Annotated in this window: 17 protein-coding genes; 4 read left to right on the plus strand and 13 right to left on the minus strand. The window is 63.5% G+C overall.

The features are described 5' to 3' along the window. Nucleotides 1-11: 11 nt before the first annotated feature. Nucleotides 12-611: a hypothetical protein gene (locus J0O65_RS01575; RefSeq protein WP_215403438.1), complete on the plus strand. Its 600-nt coding sequence runs from the start codon at nt 12-14 to the stop codon at nt 609-611. 36 nt (nt 612-647) lie between these two features. Next, a complete protein-coding gene (locus J0O65_RS01580; RefSeq protein WP_215403440.1) occupies nt 648-1,229 on the plus strand; it encodes a hypothetical protein in 582 nt (193 codons plus the stop codon). A gap of 187 nt (nt 1,230-1,416) precedes the next feature. Here J0O65_RS01580 and mmsB read toward each other — a convergent pair whose 3' ends face one another. Genes mmsB through J0O65_RS01605 form a run of 5 tightly spaced genes read right to left on the minus strand, consistent with a single transcriptional unit; the run spans nt 1,417 to nt 6,925 of the window. Beyond that, on the minus strand, nt 1,417-2,319 hold the full coding sequence (gene mmsB, locus J0O65_RS01585) for a 3-hydroxyisobutyrate dehydrogenase (protein WP_215403442.1): 903 nt from the start codon (nt 2,317-2,319) through the stop codon (nt 1,417-1,419). Between the two features lie 22 nt (nt 2,320-2,341). After that, nucleotides 2,342-3,472, minus strand: coding sequence for an enoyl-CoA hydratase/isomerase family protein (locus tag J0O65_RS01590; RefSeq protein ID WP_215403444.1), 1,131 nt, complete (start codon nt 3,470-3,472; stop codon nt 2,342-2,344). Beyond that, nucleotides 3,465-4,250 carry an enoyl-CoA hydratase gene (locus tag J0O65_RS01595; RefSeq protein WP_215403446.1) on the minus strand — a complete coding sequence of 262 codons (786 nt, stop codon included), beginning with the start codon at nt 4,248-4,250 and terminating at the stop codon, nt 3,465-3,467. The genes J0O65_RS01590 and J0O65_RS01595 overlap by 8 nt, the downstream gene beginning before the upstream one ends. Further along, nucleotides 4,247-5,407: an acyl-CoA dehydrogenase family protein gene (locus tag J0O65_RS01600; RefSeq protein ID WP_215403448.1), complete on the minus strand. Its 1,161-nt coding sequence runs from the start codon at nt 5,405-5,407 to the stop codon at nt 4,247-4,249. Before J0O65_RS01600 ends, J0O65_RS01595 begins: the two co-directional genes overlap by 4 nt. Nucleotides 5,408-5,416: 9 nt before the next feature. Continuing rightward, nucleotides 5,417-6,925 (minus strand): CoA-acylating methylmalonate-semialdehyde dehydrogenase, encoded by a 1,509-nt coding sequence (locus J0O65_RS01605; protein ID WP_215403450.1) that lies wholly within the window; start codon nt 6,923-6,925, stop codon nt 5,417-5,419. 157 nt (nt 6,926-7,082) lie between these two features. Here J0O65_RS01605 and J0O65_RS01610 point away from each other — a divergent pair, with 157 nt between their 5' ends. After that, complete coding sequence (locus tag J0O65_RS01610; RefSeq protein WP_215403451.1) at nt 7,083-8,468, plus strand: short-chain fatty acyl-CoA regulator family protein; 1,386 nt, start codon at nt 7,083-7,085, stop codon at nt 8,466-8,468. On the opposite strand, the gene J0O65_RS01615 is transcribed toward J0O65_RS01610, so the two are convergent. The 7 genes from J0O65_RS01615 to J0O65_RS01645 are packed head-to-tail and all read right to left on the minus strand — an operon-like array spanning nt 8,465 to nt 15,392. Beyond that, on the minus strand, nt 8,465-9,526 hold the full coding sequence (locus J0O65_RS01615) for an adenosine deaminase family protein (protein ID WP_215403453.1): 1,062 nt from the start codon (nt 9,524-9,526) through the stop codon (nt 8,465-8,467). The two genes, J0O65_RS01610 and J0O65_RS01615, sit on opposite strands and share 4 nt — an antisense overlap. Before the next feature lie 25 nt (nt 9,527-9,551). Continuing rightward, nucleotides 9,552-10,496: a nucleoside hydrolase gene (locus tag J0O65_RS01620; protein ID WP_251373218.1), complete on the minus strand. Its 945-nt coding sequence runs from the start codon at nt 10,494-10,496 to the stop codon at nt 9,552-9,554. 18 nt (nt 10,497-10,514) lie between these two features. Continuing rightward, nucleotides 10,515-11,546 (minus strand): ABC transporter ATP-binding protein, encoded by a 1,032-nt coding sequence (locus tag J0O65_RS01625; RefSeq protein ID WP_215403455.1) that lies wholly within the window; start codon nt 11,544-11,546, stop codon nt 10,515-10,517. A 13-nt stretch (nt 11,547-11,559) separates the two neighbouring features. Then, complete coding sequence (locus J0O65_RS01630) at nt 11,560-12,339, minus strand: ABC transporter permease (protein ID WP_215403457.1); 780 nt, start codon at nt 12,337-12,339, stop codon at nt 11,560-11,562. Beyond that, a complete protein-coding gene (locus J0O65_RS01635) occupies nt 12,336-13,175 on the minus strand; it encodes an ABC transporter permease (RefSeq protein ID WP_215403459.1) in 840 nt (279 codons plus the stop codon). The genes J0O65_RS01630 and J0O65_RS01635 overlap by 4 nt, the downstream gene beginning before the upstream one ends. A 21-nt stretch (nt 13,176-13,196) precedes the next feature. Next, nucleotides 13,197-14,219 (minus strand): ABC transporter substrate-binding protein, encoded by a 1,023-nt coding sequence (locus J0O65_RS01640; RefSeq protein WP_251373219.1) that lies wholly within the window; start codon nt 14,217-14,219, stop codon nt 13,197-13,199. A 57-nt stretch (nt 14,220-14,276) separates the two neighbouring features. After that, entirely contained in the window at nt 14,277-15,392 is a 1,116-nt protein-coding gene (locus J0O65_RS01645) for a porin (protein ID WP_251373220.1), read from the minus strand. A 225-nt stretch (nt 15,393-15,617) separates the two neighbouring features. Here J0O65_RS01645 and J0O65_RS01650 point away from each other — a divergent pair, with 225 nt between their 5' ends. Beyond that, nucleotides 15,618-16,535 (plus strand): LysR family transcriptional regulator, encoded by a 918-nt coding sequence (locus J0O65_RS01650; protein WP_034778821.1) that lies wholly within the window; start codon nt 15,618-15,620, stop codon nt 16,533-16,535. Nucleotides 16,536-16,549: 14 nt separating this feature from the next. Here J0O65_RS01650 and rsmA read toward each other — a convergent pair whose 3' ends face one another. Next, nucleotides 16,550-17,329 carry a 16S rRNA (adenine(1518)-N(6)/adenine(1519)-N(6))-dimethyltransferase RsmA gene (rsmA, locus tag J0O65_RS01655; RefSeq protein WP_215403461.1) on the minus strand — a complete coding sequence of 260 codons (780 nt, stop codon included), beginning with the start codon at nt 17,327-17,329 and terminating at the stop codon, nt 16,550-16,552. Nucleotides 17,330-17,338 lie beyond the last annotated feature (9 nt).

A 17,338-nucleotide genomic window follows, 5' to 3' on the forward strand; every position in this document is an offset into this window, starting at 1 on the left:
TTGGAGAATGTATGAAAAATTTGTACCTGCGCTCGATGCTGGCGGCGGCTTGCGCCGTCACACTGGCAGCTTGCGGCGGCAGCGGCGGCAACCTGTATCTGAGTGGCCAAGTCTCCAATCTGGCAAAAGATGGCCTGATTCTCCTGAATAATGGCGAAAACTTGCCGGTTTCCGCCGGCCAGACTTCCTTTGTTTTCACCAAGCTGGTCAGCACCGATGACCGTTACGATATCACCATCGCGCAACAGCCCAAGGGCGCCGTCTGCACGATTACCAATGGCGCCGGCAAGGCATCGAGCTATACCGTGACCACGGCCTTCGTGAGCTGCGTGACCAATTCCTATCCGCTGAGCGGCGCCATCACGGGCTTGAGCGCCGATGGCTTGCGCCTGGTAATGGGCTCCAACGGCATCAGCCCGCTGACTGGCGCCACCACCTACGAATTCAAAAGCGTTGATGACGGCGCCGCATACGGTATTTCCATCCTGGCTCAGCCAACGGGCCTGAAGTGCCGCTTCCAGGGTTCAAAGAGTGCCGACGGCAGCGATACGGTCGGCACGATGGGTTCTGCCGCCACGACCGCGGCCACACTTGACTGCACGCCGCAGTAATCCTTGCGATCCGTCACTTATTTTTTGGAGAAATACATGAAGTTATCCTGCTTGCGCCCACTCGCCGCGCTGCTGCTGACCCTGGGACTGGCCGCTTGCGGCGGCAAGGCCTCGTATGAGGTTGGCGGCACGATCTCCGGCTTGAACAATGAAGGACTGATCCTCGCCAATGGCGGCGAGCCCCTGCCGATTCCTGCCGGAAAAACGTCGTTCACCTTTGCCAAGCGCATCGACTACGGCACCCAGTACGACATCACCGTCCAGCAACAACCGGCCCACATGACTTGCGGCATCAGCGGTGGTTCCGGCTCGGCTGGCCATTACATCAATATCAGCGCCGCGGTTACTTGCTCGCAAAACAGCTATACCGTGGGCGGCACGATTTCCGGCCTGACCGTGGACGGCCTGGTGCTGATTAACGGTAGCACAACAACAACGGTGGCCAAGGACGCCACGACCTTTACCATGGCCGGCTCAGTCGCCTATGGCGACACCTATGGCGTCAGCGTCTCCGTTCAGCCGAAGGGTCTGCTGTGCGTCGTACAGTCGGGCACAGGCGGCGGCACCATGGGCGAAGCGAATGTAACGGCAGTGAAGATCGCCTGCAATCCAGGCTGAGCGGCGGGAGCGGTAGCCGCTGCGCGGCTACCGGGAAGAGATATCACAGCAATTTATAGTTGATATTCCAAAGATAAATTGGAGTTATATGTGGCGATGCAGCATAATGCATCTGTCTCCTCCAACTCTTCCAAGAATTGGATTTAGCCCGCTTTCACCAGCGGGCTTTTTTTTGCCCAAAAATTCCTCAGGCGGCTTGATTCAAGCCCGGCTGCAGCATCTGCACGATGCTGGAGAAATCCTGCTGCGCATAACCGGCTTGCGCATGCATCTGGTACAACTGGCGCACCAGGCCGCCCAAGGGCGTGGGCGCGTTCGCAGACAAGGCCGACTGCTGCGCCAGGCCCAGGTCCTTCAGCATCAGCGCCGTACCGAAGCCGCCCGTGTAATTGCGCGACGCGGGCGTGCCGTCCATGACGCCGGGCCACGGGTTGTACACTTCCAGGGTCCAGTTGCGGCCCGAACTCTTGGCCATGATGTCGGACAACACTTTCGGGTCCAGGCCATGCGCCACGCCCAGGTTCAGCGCCTCGGCCGTCCCCGCCATCAGAATGCCCAGCAGCATGTTGTTGCAAATCTTCGCTACCTGGCCCGCGCCCGCCTCGCCCGCGTGGAAGATGTTCTTGCCCATCTTTTCCAGCAGGGGACGCGCCTGCTGCAAGGCCGCTTCGCTGCCGCCGACGATGAAGGTCAGGGTGCCGGCCGCCGCGCCCGCCGTACCGCCCGAGACGGGCGCGTCGATCATGGCAAAGCCGCGCTCGCTGGCCGCCTGCGCCACCTGGCGCGCCACGTCGGCGGCAATGGTGCTGCAATCGATGAACAGGGCGCCCGGCTTGGCCGAATCGAGCACGCCGCCTGCGGCCAGGTACAGTTCCTGCACGTGCTTGTTGGCAGGCAGCATGGTGATGACGGCGTCAGCCGTCTGCACGGCCGCGCTGGCGGAGGCGGCCGCCGTGGCGCCCGCCTCGACCAGCGACGCCACTGCCGCCGGCGCCAGGTCGAACACGGATACGTGGAAGCCGGCGGCCACCAGGTTGCGGGCCATCGGCGCGCCCATGTTGCCCAGGCCGATAAAAGCGATATGTTGCATGTGTCTGTCTCCTGTTGTTCTTTTAATGTAAATCGCGCAAGGGATGGCTATCCCACGGCGCCGTGAAATAGGCATTGAGATACGCATCGCCGACCTCGGCCAGGCTGGCCGGCTGCCACTGCGGCGCGTTGTCCTTGTCGATCAGCAAGGCGCGCACGCCTTCCGAAAAGTCGGCATGGGCGCAGCATTGCACGGCAACGATGAGTTCCAGCTGGAACACTTGCGCCAGACTCATGTGGCGCGTGCGTACACGCATGGCCCACACGAGGGCGGCCGAGCTGGGCGCGCCCTTTTCCAGCGAGTGGGCCGCCTTTTGCAGCCAGGCCGAATCGCCGTCATAGGCGGCGATGGCGGCCACCACTTCGGGCAAGGTGGGCGCTTGCGTCAAGGCGGCGATGGCGTCGAAGTTGGCGCGCACTTCGGACACGGGCAGCATGGATGACGGCGCCGAGAAACCGCGCAGCAAGCGGCTCAGTTGCTGGTGATTCGCCGCCGGGCTGGCTTGCCATTGCGCCAGCGCCAGCGCATCGAGCACCATGGCGCGCTCTTCCTGGCGCAGGAAATAGTCGCCCAGGCCCGCGAACAGGGCGTCGGCCGCGTTCATCGGCGCGCCCGTCAAGCCCAGGAACAGGCCGCTGCGCCCCGGCATGCGGCCCAGGAACCAGCTGCCGCCCACGTCGGGGAACAGACCGATGGTGATTTCCGGCATGGCGATGCGCGTGCTTTCCGTGACCACGCGGTGGCTGGCGCCGGCCATCAGGCCCAGGCCGCCGCCCATGACGATGCCGCCGCCCCACACCAGCAGCGGTTTCGCATAGGTATGGATGCGGTGGTCGAGCCGGTATTCCTCGGCAAAGAAGGCCAGCGCCTGCGGGTTCGGCACAACGTCCGGCTGCTCGGCGACGGCCGTGCGCAGGCTGCGCACGTCGCCACCGGCACAGAAGGCCTTGTCGGTCGACGATTGCAGCACCACGCAGGCAATCTGCGCATCACCGGCCCAGCGCACGAGGGCGCCATCGATGGCGCGTATCATCTCCAGGGTCAATGCATGCAAGGACTTCGGCGCGTCGAGGGTGATGACGCCCAGCTTCATGCCGCCGGGACAGTCGCGTTCCTCGATTTTTACAGTGTCAATGAGGGTGCTTTCAGCCATTCTTCCACTCCGCGGCACGTTTTTCCAGGAACGCCTGCACGCCCTCTTTCTGGTCTTGCGTATCGAACAAACCCAGGAACAAGGTGCGTTCATCGGGCAGGGAATCGACGAGCGGATGGCTGCGCGCGCCCTGGATCAGGGTCTTGCACGCCGTCACGCTGCTGGGGCTCTGGCGCGCCACCTTGGCGGCCAGCGCCAGCGCCGTGGCGGCAGCCTTGCCGGTTGGTACGACTTCCTCGACGAGGCCGATGGCCAGGGCCTTGTCCGCATCGACGCGCTCGCCACATAAAATCATGCGCTTGGCCCAGCCTTCGCCCACCAGCCACGGCAAATGCTGCGTGCCGCCCGCGCACGGCAGCAAGCCGACGGACGCTTCCGGCAAGGCCATCTGCGCGTGTTCCTCGGCAATGCGGATGTCGCAAGCGAGCGCGCATTCGAGTCCGCCGCCCATGGCATAGCCATTGATGGCGGCGATGCTGACGCCGCGAAACGCGGACAGCGCCTCGAACGCTTCGCCAAAGGCGGCGGCCATGGCGAAGGCCGTGTCCTTGTTGCCGTCGGCAAACACGTTCAGGTCGGCGCCGGCCGAGAAGAACTTGGCGCCGCCGCCCGTGATCACGAGAGCGTACACGTCCGGGTCCGCATTCAGGTCGGCCACCAGCTCCTTCAGGGCGCGCAGGCTGGCCAGGGTCCACGTGTGGGCGGGCGGGTTGTCGAGGGTCACCAGGGCCGTGTGGCCACGGCGTTCCAGCAGCAAATTCGTATACACTTTTGTCATCGTAAGGTCTCCGTGGCGCCGTCTTTCAAGATCGCTCGCGCGACGATCAGGCGCATGATTTCATTCGTCCCTTCCAGGATCTGGTGCACCCGCGTGTCGCGCACGTGGCGCTCGAGCGGATACTCGCGGATGTAGCCGTAGCCGCCGTGCAGTTGCAGCGCGTCGTTGGCGACATTAAAACCCACATCCGTGGCGAAACGTTTTGCCATGGCGCAATACGCCGTGGCGTCCGGGCTTTCCTGGTCGAGTTTCCAGGCCGCCAGGCGCACCATCTGGCGCGCCGCCACCAACTCCGTCAGCATATCGGCCAGCTTGAATTGCAGGGCCTGGAATTGCGCCAGCTCGCGGCCGAACTGCGTGCGCTCCTTCATGTAGGCCTGCGCCCGCGTCAAGGCCGCCTGCGCCGTGCCGACCGAACACACGGCGATATTGATGCGTCCGCCATCGATGCCCTTCATGGCGATGGCAAAGCCTTCGCCTTCCGCGCCCAACAAGTTACCAACCGGCACTTTCACCTGGTCGAAGCTGATGATGCGCGTGGGCTGGCTGTTCCAGCCCATTTTTTCTTCCTTCTTGCCATACACGATGCCGGGCAAATTCGCCGGCACGGCAAATGCGGAAATGCCGGCCGCGCCCTCGCCGCCGGTTCTCGCCATGACGATCAGCATATCCGTCTGGCCCGCGCCGGAAATGAACGCCTTCGTGCCGTCGAGTACGTAAAAATCGCCATCCTTGACGGCTTTCGTGCGCAGGGAGGCCGCGTCCGAACCCGATTGCGGTTCCGTCAAACAATAGCTGGCCAGCTTCTGGCCGGCGGCCAGGGCCGGCACCCATTCGTCGCACAGGGCTTCCGATCCCCAGCGCGACAGCATCCAGGTGGCCATGTTGTGGATGGTGATGTAGGCCGTGGTCGAGGTGCAACCGCCCGCCAGCTCCTCGAAGACGATGGCCGCGTCCTGGCGCGACAGGCCCAGGCCGCCCCAGCGCTGCGGCGTGTACAGGCCGCAAAAGCCCATCTCGCCCGCCTTGGCGATGGTTTCCACCGGGAAGATCGATTCCGCATCCCAATGCGCCGCGTGCGGCGCCAGTTCGCCGTCGGCAAACGCGCGCGCCGCCTGCTGGAACTCGCGCTGCTCGTCGCTCAGTTCAAAGTCCATGCCAGCTCCTTATTTGAGGCTGATGGTGGTGTTGACCTTGCCCACCGAGGCCGCGTCCGTGAACCAGCGCTGGGTGATCGTCTGCGTCTGCGTGTAGAACAGCACGACTTGCTTGCCGAACGGGCCCAGGTCGCCCAACTTGGAGCCGCGCGAACCCGTAAAGCTGAACAGGGGAACGGGCACGGGGATGGGCACGTTGATGCCGACCTGGCCCACGTCGATTTCTTCCTGGAAGTAACGCGCGGCCGCGCCGCTTTGCGTGAACAGCGCCGTGCCATTGCCGTTCGGATTCGCGTTCACCAGGGCAATCGCTTCGTCCAGGGTATCGACTTCGACGACGATCAGCACGGGGCCAAAGATTTCCTGGTCATACACGACCATGCCGGGTTTCACGCCAGACAAGATCGTCGGTCCCACGAAGTTGCCATTCGGATAGCCGTCGACCTTCACGTCGCGCCCGTCCAGGGTCAGCACGGCGCCCTGTTCGATACCCCTGGCAACCAGGCTGTGCACGCGTTCCTTTGCCGCGCAGGAAATCACGGGGCCCAGGTCCGGGTTGTCCTTGCCCGCGCCCACCGTCAAGGTTTGCGCCTTGGCCGCCAGTTCCGGTAACCATTCGCGCGCCTCGCCCACCAGCACGGCGACGGAAGCGGCCATGCAGCGCTGGCCGGCCGCGCCGAAACCCGCGCCCAGCAGCTGGTTCAGGGTCTGTTCTTTATTTGCGTCCGGCAAGACGACGGCGTGGTTCTTGGCGCCCATCATGCATTGCGCGCGCTTGCCGTTCAGGCTGGCGCGCTGGTACACATGCGTGCCCACCTTGCTGGAGCCGACAAACGAGATCGCCTTGATGTCCGGGTGGTCGCACAGGGCGTTGACCACGTCTTCGCCGCCGTGAATCACGTTCAGCACGCCGGCCGGGATGCCCGCCTGCAACGCCAGGCGCACGAGCTTTTCCGTCACCAGCGGATCTTGTTCCGATGGTTTCAAGACAAACGTATTGCCGCAGGCGATCGCCATCGGGAACATCCACAGCGGGATCATGGCGGGGAAGTTGAACGGGGTGATGCCGGCGCACACGCCCAGCGGCTGCATCACGCTGTAGGTATCGACGCCGCCGGCCACGTTTTGCGCGAATTCGCCCATTTGCAGGGTGCCGATGTTGGCGGCGTGCTCCACCACTTCCAGGCCGCGGAAGACGTCGCCTTCCGCGTCGAGCAGGGTCTTGCCCTGTTCCATCGTCAAGGTGGCGGCCAGGTCGGCCATGTTTTCGCGGATCAGTTGCTGCAGTTTGAGGAAAATGCGCGCGCGCGCGCCGATCGGCGTCTTGCGCCAGGTTTTAAAAGCGCGCTGGGCCGAGGCGATGGCGGCATTGACTTCGTCCGGCGTGGCGAACGGCACACGGGCCAGCACTTCCTGCGTGGCGGGGTTGACGACGTCGCGCCAGACGGTGGTGCGGGATTCCACCCACTCGCCGTTGATCAAGAGGGGAACGGTCGGAATAGCGTTTTGCGTGGTCACTCGGTGTCTCCTTGTGTGGGTATGGGTCTGTTTGCATTATTCGCACAATCGCCGCCACGAACAAGGCGTGAAAATGCGAGATAATGCAAAGCTGAATCTGTTAATCTGCAAAGATTGTAAATTTGCAGATTCCACAAACCGGGGAAGAGGAGACGCGATGGCGAAGGTTTTCATGGGCGTGCGCCTGCAGCGCCTGCGCGAGGAACGGCGCATGACACAGGTGGCGCTGGCCAAGTCCCTGGGCATTTCGCCCAGCTACCTGAACCAGATGGAGCGCAACCAGCGCCCGCTGACGGTGCCGATCTTGCTGCGCATCGGCACGGTGCTGGGCGTCGATCCGCAAATCTTTTCCGAACACGACAGCGCCAGCCTGGTGGCCGACGTGCGCGACGTGTTCGGCGAGCTGCCCGACGCGCCGCCCACCTCGATGGCGGAATTGAAAATGCTGGTGGAGAATATGCCGGAACTGGCGCGCTCGATTTTGCTGCTGCAACGGCGCTACCGCGTGATGGCGGAACGGGCAGATACTTTGGCCGCGCGCCTCGACGACGGCAGCCGCGGCGCCAGTTCGGCGGCCCCGTCAACGGACGAGGAAGTGCGCGAATACCTGAACCGGCGGCAAAACTACATCGATGAACTGGACCGGGCGGCGGAGCTGGTGGCGGGCGAACTCGATCCCGCCCTGCGCACACTCGACGCGCTGCAGGGCCGCCTGCTGGAGCGCCACGGCATCGAGGTACGCTTGTCCGATGGCGACGCGGGCATGGTGCGCAAGCACCGCTACGATGCCCAGCAACACATCCTGTGGCTGCCCGACACCCTGACGGGCGGCCAGCGCGCCTTCCAGATGGCGGCGCAAATCAGCCTGCTCGAACACAGCGACTTGATCGACGCCCTGGTGCTGGCGGCGGGACTGTCCGGCGCAGCCGCGCAAACGGGCGCGCGCCTGGCCTTCTCGAATTACTTTGCCGGCGCCCTGTTGATGCCGTACCAGCGCTTTTTGCAGGCGGCGGAAACGCGCGCCTACGATATCGAGCGCCTGGCGCACCAGTTCGGCGTGGGTTTCGAGGCCGTGTGCCACCGTTTGAGCACCATGCAGCGCCCCGAGGCGGCGGGCTTGCCCTTCTTCTTCGTGCGCGTGGACCGGGCCGGCAATGTCTCGAAGCGCCAGTCGGCCACGGACTTCCATTTTTCCAGGGTGGGCGGCACGTGTCCGCTGTGGATCGTGTATGACGCCTTCAGCCATCCGGGCCAGGTGCTCACGCAAGTGGCCAGCATGCCCGACGGCTGCACCTATCTGTGGATCGCGCGCCAGGTCAGCACGGCCTCGCCCGGTTTCCGCGCGCCGGGCAAGACCTTTGCCGTGGCGCTGGGCTGCGACATTTCACAGGCGCACCGGCTGATTTACTCGAAGGGACTCGATCTGCACGACCCTTCCAGCGCCACGCCGATCGGCACGGGCTGCAAGGTATGCGAGCGGCAAAGCTGCCCGCAGCGGGCGTTTCCGTCGCTGCTGCTGGCAGTGCCGCCCGTATCGGCTTAGGAGGCGTCGACGACCCTTGCGCGCAAGGCGTCGAATTCGCGCGCAAATTGCGCGCGCCAGTCGCGCCGCGTGGATTCATCGATCCAGGCCGCGTCGAGGCCATTCAACATGAAGCCGCGCATGTCGTCCAGGCCGAAGCCGAATTCGCGCATCATCATCCAGGCGCCCGTCGGCGTCACGTGGTGCAGGGTCGGGTCGTCCGTGTTCGGATGCAGTTTCAAGCCCAGCTTGGCCATGGCGCGGATCGGGTGGTCGAGCGCCCAGCGCTCGGGCGCCAGGGTGCGCAGATAATACGAATTGGTCGGCACCACGGTGAAGACCAGGCCCCGTTCCACGCAGCGCCGCGCCAGTTCAGGATTGTCGACGATCGTGTAGCCGTGGTCGACCCGGTCCACCTGCAACCGCTCGATGGCCGTCTCGACGTTCATCCACGGCATGCCGAATTCACCGGCGTGCGCCGTGCATTTGAAGCCCGCCTCGCGCGCGGCGCGGTAGGCTTCGATGAAGAGCTCCGGCGGGCGGTCGTTTTCGCGATAGTCGATGCCGATGCCGATCACTTCCGGCGCGCGGTGCGCCTTCATCCATTCCACCATCTGCATGGCTTCGGCGGGAGCGGCTTCACGGTCGATGCTGGGGATCAGGCGGCCGATGACGCCAAAGTCGCGCTGCGCGTCGCGAATGGCGGCCACGATGGCGTCCTGCGCCGAATCGTAACGGATGCCCGAGACACGCACGGTGCCGGTCGGATTCCAGAAAAACTCCGCATAGCGCACGCCGTGGCCATGCGCGTCTTCCAGGTATTCGTAGGCCAGGCAATACAGGTCCGTGGGCGAGACGATCAGGTGCGCGTCGAGCGCGCGCAGCACGCGCAACACGCCGACGGGCTTGTCGCCGCGCGTATAGAACGCGTCGATCTCCTCGGCGGTGACGGCATTGCCCGCCTTGGCGGCCAGCGCGCGGAAGGTTGCCTGGCGCACCGTGCCGAACAGGTGGCAATGCAGCTCCACTTTCGGCATGGCGCGTAAAAACTGTTCGATGCTCAGGGGGGAATTAGACATGAAGCTCGTTTCGTAATGAAGTGGGTCAGACGAGAATGGCGGCCAGGCGGCTCATCAAGCGCTCGATGGCGGCCGGGCCATCGGCCAGCATCGCCACCTGCGTGTTGACGGGCGCGCGGCGCGGCACGCGGAATTCGCACACCGTCATGCCGCGCGTCAGTTCGCCCGTCAATTCGATGGCCACGTGGGCGCTCTGGAACTGGAACAGCTGCGGCGCTTCCAGGTACAGCGCCACCACCGGGTCGTACATGGGCATGGGCACGGAACCGTCGGCACTGCGGATGCGCACATACGCTTCCAGGTAGCCGGCCAGACGCTGCGCGCGCGGCGTGCCGATGGCGCGCAGCTGCTCCACTTCCAGTGTAGTGACCAGCAACTGGCGGCACAGGTTCAAGCCGAACATGCGCAGCGGGATGCCGGACTGGAATACCTGGGCCGCCGCTTCCGGGTCGGCGTAGATATTGAATTCCGCCGCCGCCGTGTGGTTGCCCTGGTCGGTCGAGCCGCCCATCAGGATGATCTCGACGATCTTTTCCGCGATATCGGGCGCCTTCGCCAATGCCGTCGCCAGGTTGGTCATCGGCGCGATCGCCATGATGGTGATCTGGCCAGGGTGCTTGCGCACGGCGGCGATCAGCGCGTCGACGGCGTGGCCGGCAGCGTCGCTGGCCGCGCCGGGCGGCAGGATGTCGCCGGTCGTCGGCATGCCGCTGTCGCCGAGGATGCGCTGCGCCGTCTCGATGACGCCGGCCAGCGGTTCTTCGCAGCCGCGGTAGATCGGTACCGTCAAGCCATCATGGGCCTTGATGCGCAAGGCGTTGTCGTAGGTGATGGCTACGGGCGCATTGCCCGCCACCACGCTCACGCCCAGCCACTCGATATCGGGATTGCTGCCCAGGAGCAGCATCGTCAGCCAGTCGTCGAAACCGGGGTCGGTATCGAGCCAGATCTTCTTCAAGGATTTGTCCATGATGCTCTCACAGGAAAGTCAGGCGGCCAGGCACAGGGCGCTGTCGGACGGCAGCACGAAGGACACGGCCGTGCCTTCGCGCCAGGCCGCGCCACCGGCCGCGCAAATGCCCTTGACCTGGCCCAGAGGCGTTTGCAGCAGGTATTCGACGGTGTCGCCGAGGAAGCCGCGCGCCAGCACGGTGCCCGGATACTGGGCGTTGGCGTCGTCGGCTGCGCAGACGCGCACCTTGTCCGGACGCCAGCCCAGCACCGTGGTGCCGGCAGCAACGGGCGACGTGTACGGCAAGCTGGCGCCCGCGTGGTGCAGCGCGCCGTCGCGGTAGTCGAACAGGTTTTCAAAACCCATGAAGTTGGCGACGAAGCGCGTCGACGGCGTGTTGAAGACGGCTTCCGGCGCGGCCAATTGCTCGATGCGCCCGCCATTCATGACGACGATGCGGTCGGACAGGGCCAGCGCTTCTTCCTGGTCGTGCGTCACGTACAGCATGGTGATGCCCAGCTCGCGCTGGATGCGCCGCAGCTCGGCGCGCATCTGCACGCGCAGCTTGGCGTCCAGGTTCGACAGCGGCTCATCGAGCAGCAGCAGGGCCGGCTCGACGACGATGGCGCGCGCCAGCGCCACGCGCTGCTGCTGGCCGCCGGACATCTGCGCCGGCAGGCGCGTCTCGAAACCCGTCAGTCCCACGGCCGCGATCACGGCTTCGACTTTCGTTTTCAGCAGGGCTGGCGCCACCTTGCGCAGGCGCAAACCAAAAGCGATGTTGTCGTACACGTTCAGGTGCGGGAACAGCGCGTACGACTGGAACACCATGCCGATATTGCGCTTGTTCGGCGCCAGCTTGCCGATCTCGCGGCCGTCGAGCACGATGCGGCCCGACTGCAGCGGCATCAGGCCGGCGATGGCGCGCATGGTGGTGGTCTTGCCGCAGCCGCTGGGGCCCAGCAGGGAAATCAGTTCGCCCTGCTCGACGTGCAGGTCCAGGTCTTTCACGGACGTCGTGTTCTTGGCGTAGCCGAGGTTCAGCTTGTGCAGTTCCAGATAACTCATCGTGTGTTGCCTCTTACATGTATTTAGAAATGCCCAGCACCTTCTCGGTCACCATCACGAACGCCATGGTGAACAAGACCAGCAAGGTCGAGAGGGCAGCGATCGACGGATCGAAGCTGTTTTCCATATGCCCCAGCATCTCGATCGGCAAGGTGCTGATGCCCGGCCCCGTCAGGAACAGCGAGACGGGCACCTGGTTGAACGAGGTGACGAAGGCGAGGAAGAAGGCGGCGATCACGGCATTGCGGATGTTCGGCAGCACGATCATGAAGAAGGCGCGCAGGCGCGACGCGCCCAGGGTGATGGCGGCATCCTCGATATCCACGCGTAGGTTCACCAGGCTGGCATACACGACGCGCACCGAGTACGGGATCAGCAGCGCGACGTGACCGATCAACAGGCCCACGTAGACGGGCGCGTTAATCGTCAGCACCAGGTGGTGCAGCAAGCCCAGGCCGACCAGGATGGCGGGGATGATCAGCGGCGACGTCAGGATTTGCCGGATGGCGCCGATGCCCGGCGGCGGCATGCGCGAAAACGCGTACGCGACGGGAATGCCCAGCAACAGCGCGATGACGGTGGCGATCAGGCCGATTTCCAGGCTGGTCTGGAAGGCGCGGCGGAACTCGGGCGCAGCCCACACTTCGATGATCCAGCGCAGCGAGTAGGACTCGGGCGGGAAGGCCAGCGTTTCGCCGCCGCTAAAACCGGCCAGCACGACGATGGCGAAAGGCCCCAGCAGGAACAGGAACACCAGCCACAGGACGGCGCGCGAAAAGACACTTTCTTTCATACGGAACTCCGGCTCGAGGAAATACGTTTAAGGCCGGCATTGACCAGCAGGGTCATGCAGACGAGGATGACGGCGATGACGTTCGCGGCGCCGAAATCGCTCTCCACGCTGACCTTCTGGTACAGCAGGGTTTCCAGCATCAGCACCTTGGTGCCGCCCAGCAGGGCCGGCGTCACGTAGGCCGTCACGCAGCCCGTGAATACGAGCGTGCCGCCGACCACCAGACCTTCCTGCGTCAGCGGCAGGGTGACCTTGCAAAAGACTTGCCAGGGATTGGCGCCCAGGGTGGCGGCGGCCGGTTCCACGTCGCGCGGCAGGTTTTCCAGCGCGCCCGCCAGCGACATCAGCATCAGCGGCAGCAGCAATTGCAGCAAGCCGACAAAGACGGCGAATTCGCTGAACAGCAAACGCAGCGGCTCTTCCGTCAAGCCCATGTTGACGAGCGCCGCGTTGACGGCGCCGTTGCGGCCCAGCAGCACGATCCAGGCGTAGGTACGCGCGATCGGCGAGACCATCAGCGGCAGAATCATCATGCCGACCACCAGCCCGCGCCACTTCGGCGACACGCGCGCCACGGCTTGCGCGGCCGGGTAGCCGAGGACGATGGAGGCCAGGGTCACCAGCGCGGCGATGCGCAGCGTGCGCCAGAAGATGGTGCGGTTAAATTCCTGCGAAAAGAATTCAATGAAGCGGTCCACGCCCCACTGCATGCCGTCGCCGACGCGGAAGGCGTCGACCAGCAAGGCCAGCACGGGCAGCAGGAAGCAGACGACGATGAAGATCAGCGCCGGCAGGACCAGCAGCAGTCCCAGGCGCTTTTTTGGATCAGCAAACATGGTGTTCTCTCCTCGTCACCACTATTTGCTCATCGCCTTGTTCCACTGCGTCATCCAATTCGTGCGCTGCTTGATGATGGTTTCCGGCTTGACGAATTTCAGCGAATTGATCTGGTCGGCGCCATAGGTATTGAATTGCGCGGCGGCCACCGACAGGCGCACGTCCTTGTTGACGGGCGAGTCGACCAGGTTGGTCGCCAGCTGCGTCTGCACTTCCTTGGACAGCCAGAAATCCATCAGCTGGTAGGCCAGGTCCGCATTCTTCGAGCCGGCGACGATGCCCATCACGTTCATGCCGGCCGCCTGGCCTTCGGCCGGGATGCTCCACTTCAGGGGCAGGCCCGTCTTGAGCATCTGCGACCAGGTGAAGCGCGCCACGGGCGCGGCCCAGATTTCATCCTGCGCGAACAGGGCGGCCAGCTGCGCGCTGTTTTTCGAGAAGGTGACGACGTTGCCCTTCATGCCGACGATCTTCGCAAAGCCGGTCGCGTAGTCGTCCGTCTTGCCGCCCCAGGCCGCATCGGCCATGCGCAGCATCAGGGGACCCTGCGTGGTGCTCACGTCGGGGAAGGCCACGCGGCCCTTCAGTTCGGGGCGCCACAGGTCTTTCCACGACGTCAGCGGGGCGATCTTGTCGCTGCGGTACACCAGGCCGACCGAATACAAGGTGTAGCCGACGGCGTAGTTGCCGCCGATGGGGTTTTTCGCCACGTCGTACAGGGCCTTGTAATTGCTCAGCTTGGAGTAATCCATGGGCTGGATGACGCCTTTTTGCGCCGCTTCCAGCATGCCGGAATCGGACAGCAGCACCAGGTCGATCACCGGGTTCTTCGCATGCACCGCCAGCTTGGCGATGCGGTCCGCGTTATTCCCCGTTTCCACCTTGATGTCGCAACCGCATTTGGCCTTGAACGGCTCGTACACATACTTCATGAACAAGGGTTGGGCAATCGGGTAGGCCGAAATGACCAGCTCGCGCTTTTCCGCGTGGGCGGCGTTAGCCAGCAAGCCTAGGCTCAACGCCAACATGAGGTGCTTTTTCAAGATGCTTCCTTTCAGGGGACGGCGCTGCGGGACAGCGCCTGTAAAGATGAATCAGACTCAGAAATAATGTCGCATGCCGACGATCAGGACGCTTTGCGTCTTGCCGCCCGAGGCGCCGAAGCCGAACACGCGCGCGAACGTCGCATCGCCTGCCGCTTTCTGGTAGCTCCAGGTGACGGCGACATCGGTGCGCTTGGACAGGAAGTAATCGGCCTGGAAATTGACCTGATGCCATTTCGGCGTCTTGTTGATCACGTCATATTTACCAGTGGTAAAGAAATACGACGCGCCCAGGTTCAACGCTTCCGTCAGCTTGTGGTTCACGTTCAGGTCCACGTTTTGCAAGGTCAGATTGCTTTGATCCAGGTAGTGGTAGCGCACGTTGGTGTACAGCGCGCCAAACTTGGTCTTGCCGACATTATAAAAGCCTCCCGTGCCGGCGATGGCCTGGCTGTCCACGCCGGCGCCCTTGACGGCGCTCTTGTTGAAGATCAACAGGGAACTGCCGTAGTCATTGCCGATGGCGCCATTCGGCGCATCCGGGCTGTTCGGGTGGTCCATCCTGGTGTAGGCGACGGCCCAGCTGAAGGCATCGACCTTGTAGCCGGCGCCCATGCTGTAGACGCGGTTGCGGTTGGAATCGGCCGGGTTCTCGCTGAAACCATACAAGCCCGTGAACGACAGGTTGCTGATGTTCGGGCTGACGTACTTGACGGCGTTTTGCACGCGCAGGTTGTTGTAGCCATTGTCGTTGTCGCCGATGTGCACGCCGTTACTGGCGATGACCACCGGGCCCAGCAAATCCTTGACGGCTTCGTACTGGCGGCCCAGGGTCAGGGTGCCCTTGTCGTTGCTGGACAAACCCACATACGACTGGCGGCCGAACAGACGGCCGCTTTGCGAAGCCGTGCCCGTCATCACGTTAAAACCGTTTTCCAGCACGAAGATCGCCTTGGTGCCGTTGCCCAGGTCTTCCTGGCCGCGGAAACCGATGCGGGGATTCTGGTTCGTGCCGCTCAGCGCATGCGTGCGGCTGCCGTTCCCCTCATCCGACACATAGCCGATACCGGCCGACAGCAAGCCATACACTTGCACGCTGCTTTGCGCCTGCGCGGCGCCCTGCGCCGCCAGCAAGCCACCCACTACCATCGTTCCCGTCATCCATTTGTTCATCGCCGCCACCCTAAAAAGAATAAACCCTGAGTTTTTTTGGAATTATTTGATTGATGCGTCCCTTGCCTGGCGCACCGCCGCGAGTACCGGCGCCGCCTGGCAAGCGCTTCTCCGAAGATTGTTGCCTTCGAGACAAGTAAAGACCAGTCCAGAATATGGTAAATTGCGGGATAAGAAAATTTGTTTATTTTTATAAATCCATTACTTTTTCTAATAAGCAAAGCCATGCATGAGTTGAGCAAGAAAATTTCCTTACGACATTTACAAGCGTTTGCCACCCTAGCCCGGGTAAACAGCTTCAGCAAGGCTGCACAGGAATTGTGCGTGACCCAGCCGGCCCTCAGCGCCTCGATCAAGCTGCTGGAAAATCAACTGGGAAAAAAGTTGTTTAACCGCACAACCCACCAGCTGGAGCTGACGCGCGAAGGCAAGCTGGCGCTCGATTACGCCACGCATTTGTTGAATACGGCAAGCAACACGTTTGCCGATATCCAGCGCGCCATCGGCAGCGGCCGGCACCGCATCCGCATCGGCGCCATCCCGTCGGCCATGGCGATGACGGCCGTGGTGGTGGCGCGCTACTGCGAGCAGCATGGCGACGAAGTGGAAATCGTCCTGTCGGACATGCCCAACGATGGCTTGCTGCACGCCCTGCATTCGGGCCAGCTGGACTTTTGCGTGGGCATCGAAGTGCCCGGTTCCGTGTCGCTGGAAAGCGTCGGCCTGTTCGAGGACGAGCTGGTGCTGGTGACGGCGGGACGCCATGCGCTGGCGCCGCTCAAGGAAGTGCGCTGGGAGCAGCTGGCCGGGCAGGAAATCGTCGTGTTTACCAAGGGCAGCATCTGGGAGTTCGCCTCGAGCGCCCTGCGCCAGCATGGCTTGAGCCCGTCGAGCCTGTACCAGATGATCCACAGCGAGTCGCTGTACGGCGTGGTGCGCGCCGGCATCGCCGTGGGCATCATGCCCAGCCTGTACACGACCTTCCTCAACGACGAGGACCTGCACGTGGCGCCGCTGCGCCAGCCCACCTGCAAGCGCAAGATCGCCTTGATGCGGCGCAATGAGATCAGCCGCAACCACCATGTCGACGACTGCTTTTCAGCGTTGCGGCAAGATCTGCAGCAGGTCGACCAGTGGTTTTAAGTTAAACCAGGGGCTTAGGCGGGCGCCTTCAACAGATTTGCCAGCGCCACATACTGCTCCAGGCCCACGGTTTCCGGACGCAGGGTCGGATCGATGCCGGCCGCCTTGATCTGCTCTTCCGTAAACATGCCGGCCAGGCAGTTGCGGATTACCTTGCGGCGTTGCGAGAAGGCCTTCATGACCACCGCTTCCAGCGTGGCCTGGTCGCAGGCCAGGCGCTCGGCCACGGGGATCATGCGCACGATGGCCGATTCCACTTTCGGCGGCGGATCGAAGGCCGTCGGCGGCACGATGAACAGCAGCGACATGTCATAGCGCCATTGCAGCATCACGGACAGGCGGCCATACGCCTTGCTGCCCGGTTCGGCCACCATGCGTTCGACGACTTCCTTTTGCAGCATGAAATGCTGGTCCTGCACCAGCGGCGCGAAGTCCGCCAGATGGAACAGCAGCGGGCTGGAAATATTGTATGGCAGGTTGCCCACGATGCGCAGCTTCTGGCCGGCCGGCACGGGAATTTGCGCGAAATCGAATTTCAGCGCGTCGCCCGAGTGGATCGTCAGCTTGGCCGGGTTGAAAGTCTTTTCCAGGCGCACGATCAGGTCGCGGTCCAGTTCCACCACGTGCATGTGCTTCAGGTGGCGCAGCAGCTGCTCCGTCATGGCGCCCAGGCCGGGGCCGATCTCGACCATGGCATCATCCGCCTGCGGCGCGATGGCGGCCGTGATGTCGTCGAGGACGAAGCGGTCATGCAGGAAGTTCTGGCCAAAGCGTTTGCGGGCAACGTGTTTCATATTCTGTTT

The organism is Janthinobacterium sp. JC611 (assembly GCF_018682595.1).
Lineage (GTDB): Bacteria > Pseudomonadota > Gammaproteobacteria > Burkholderiales > Burkholderiaceae_D > Janthinobacterium.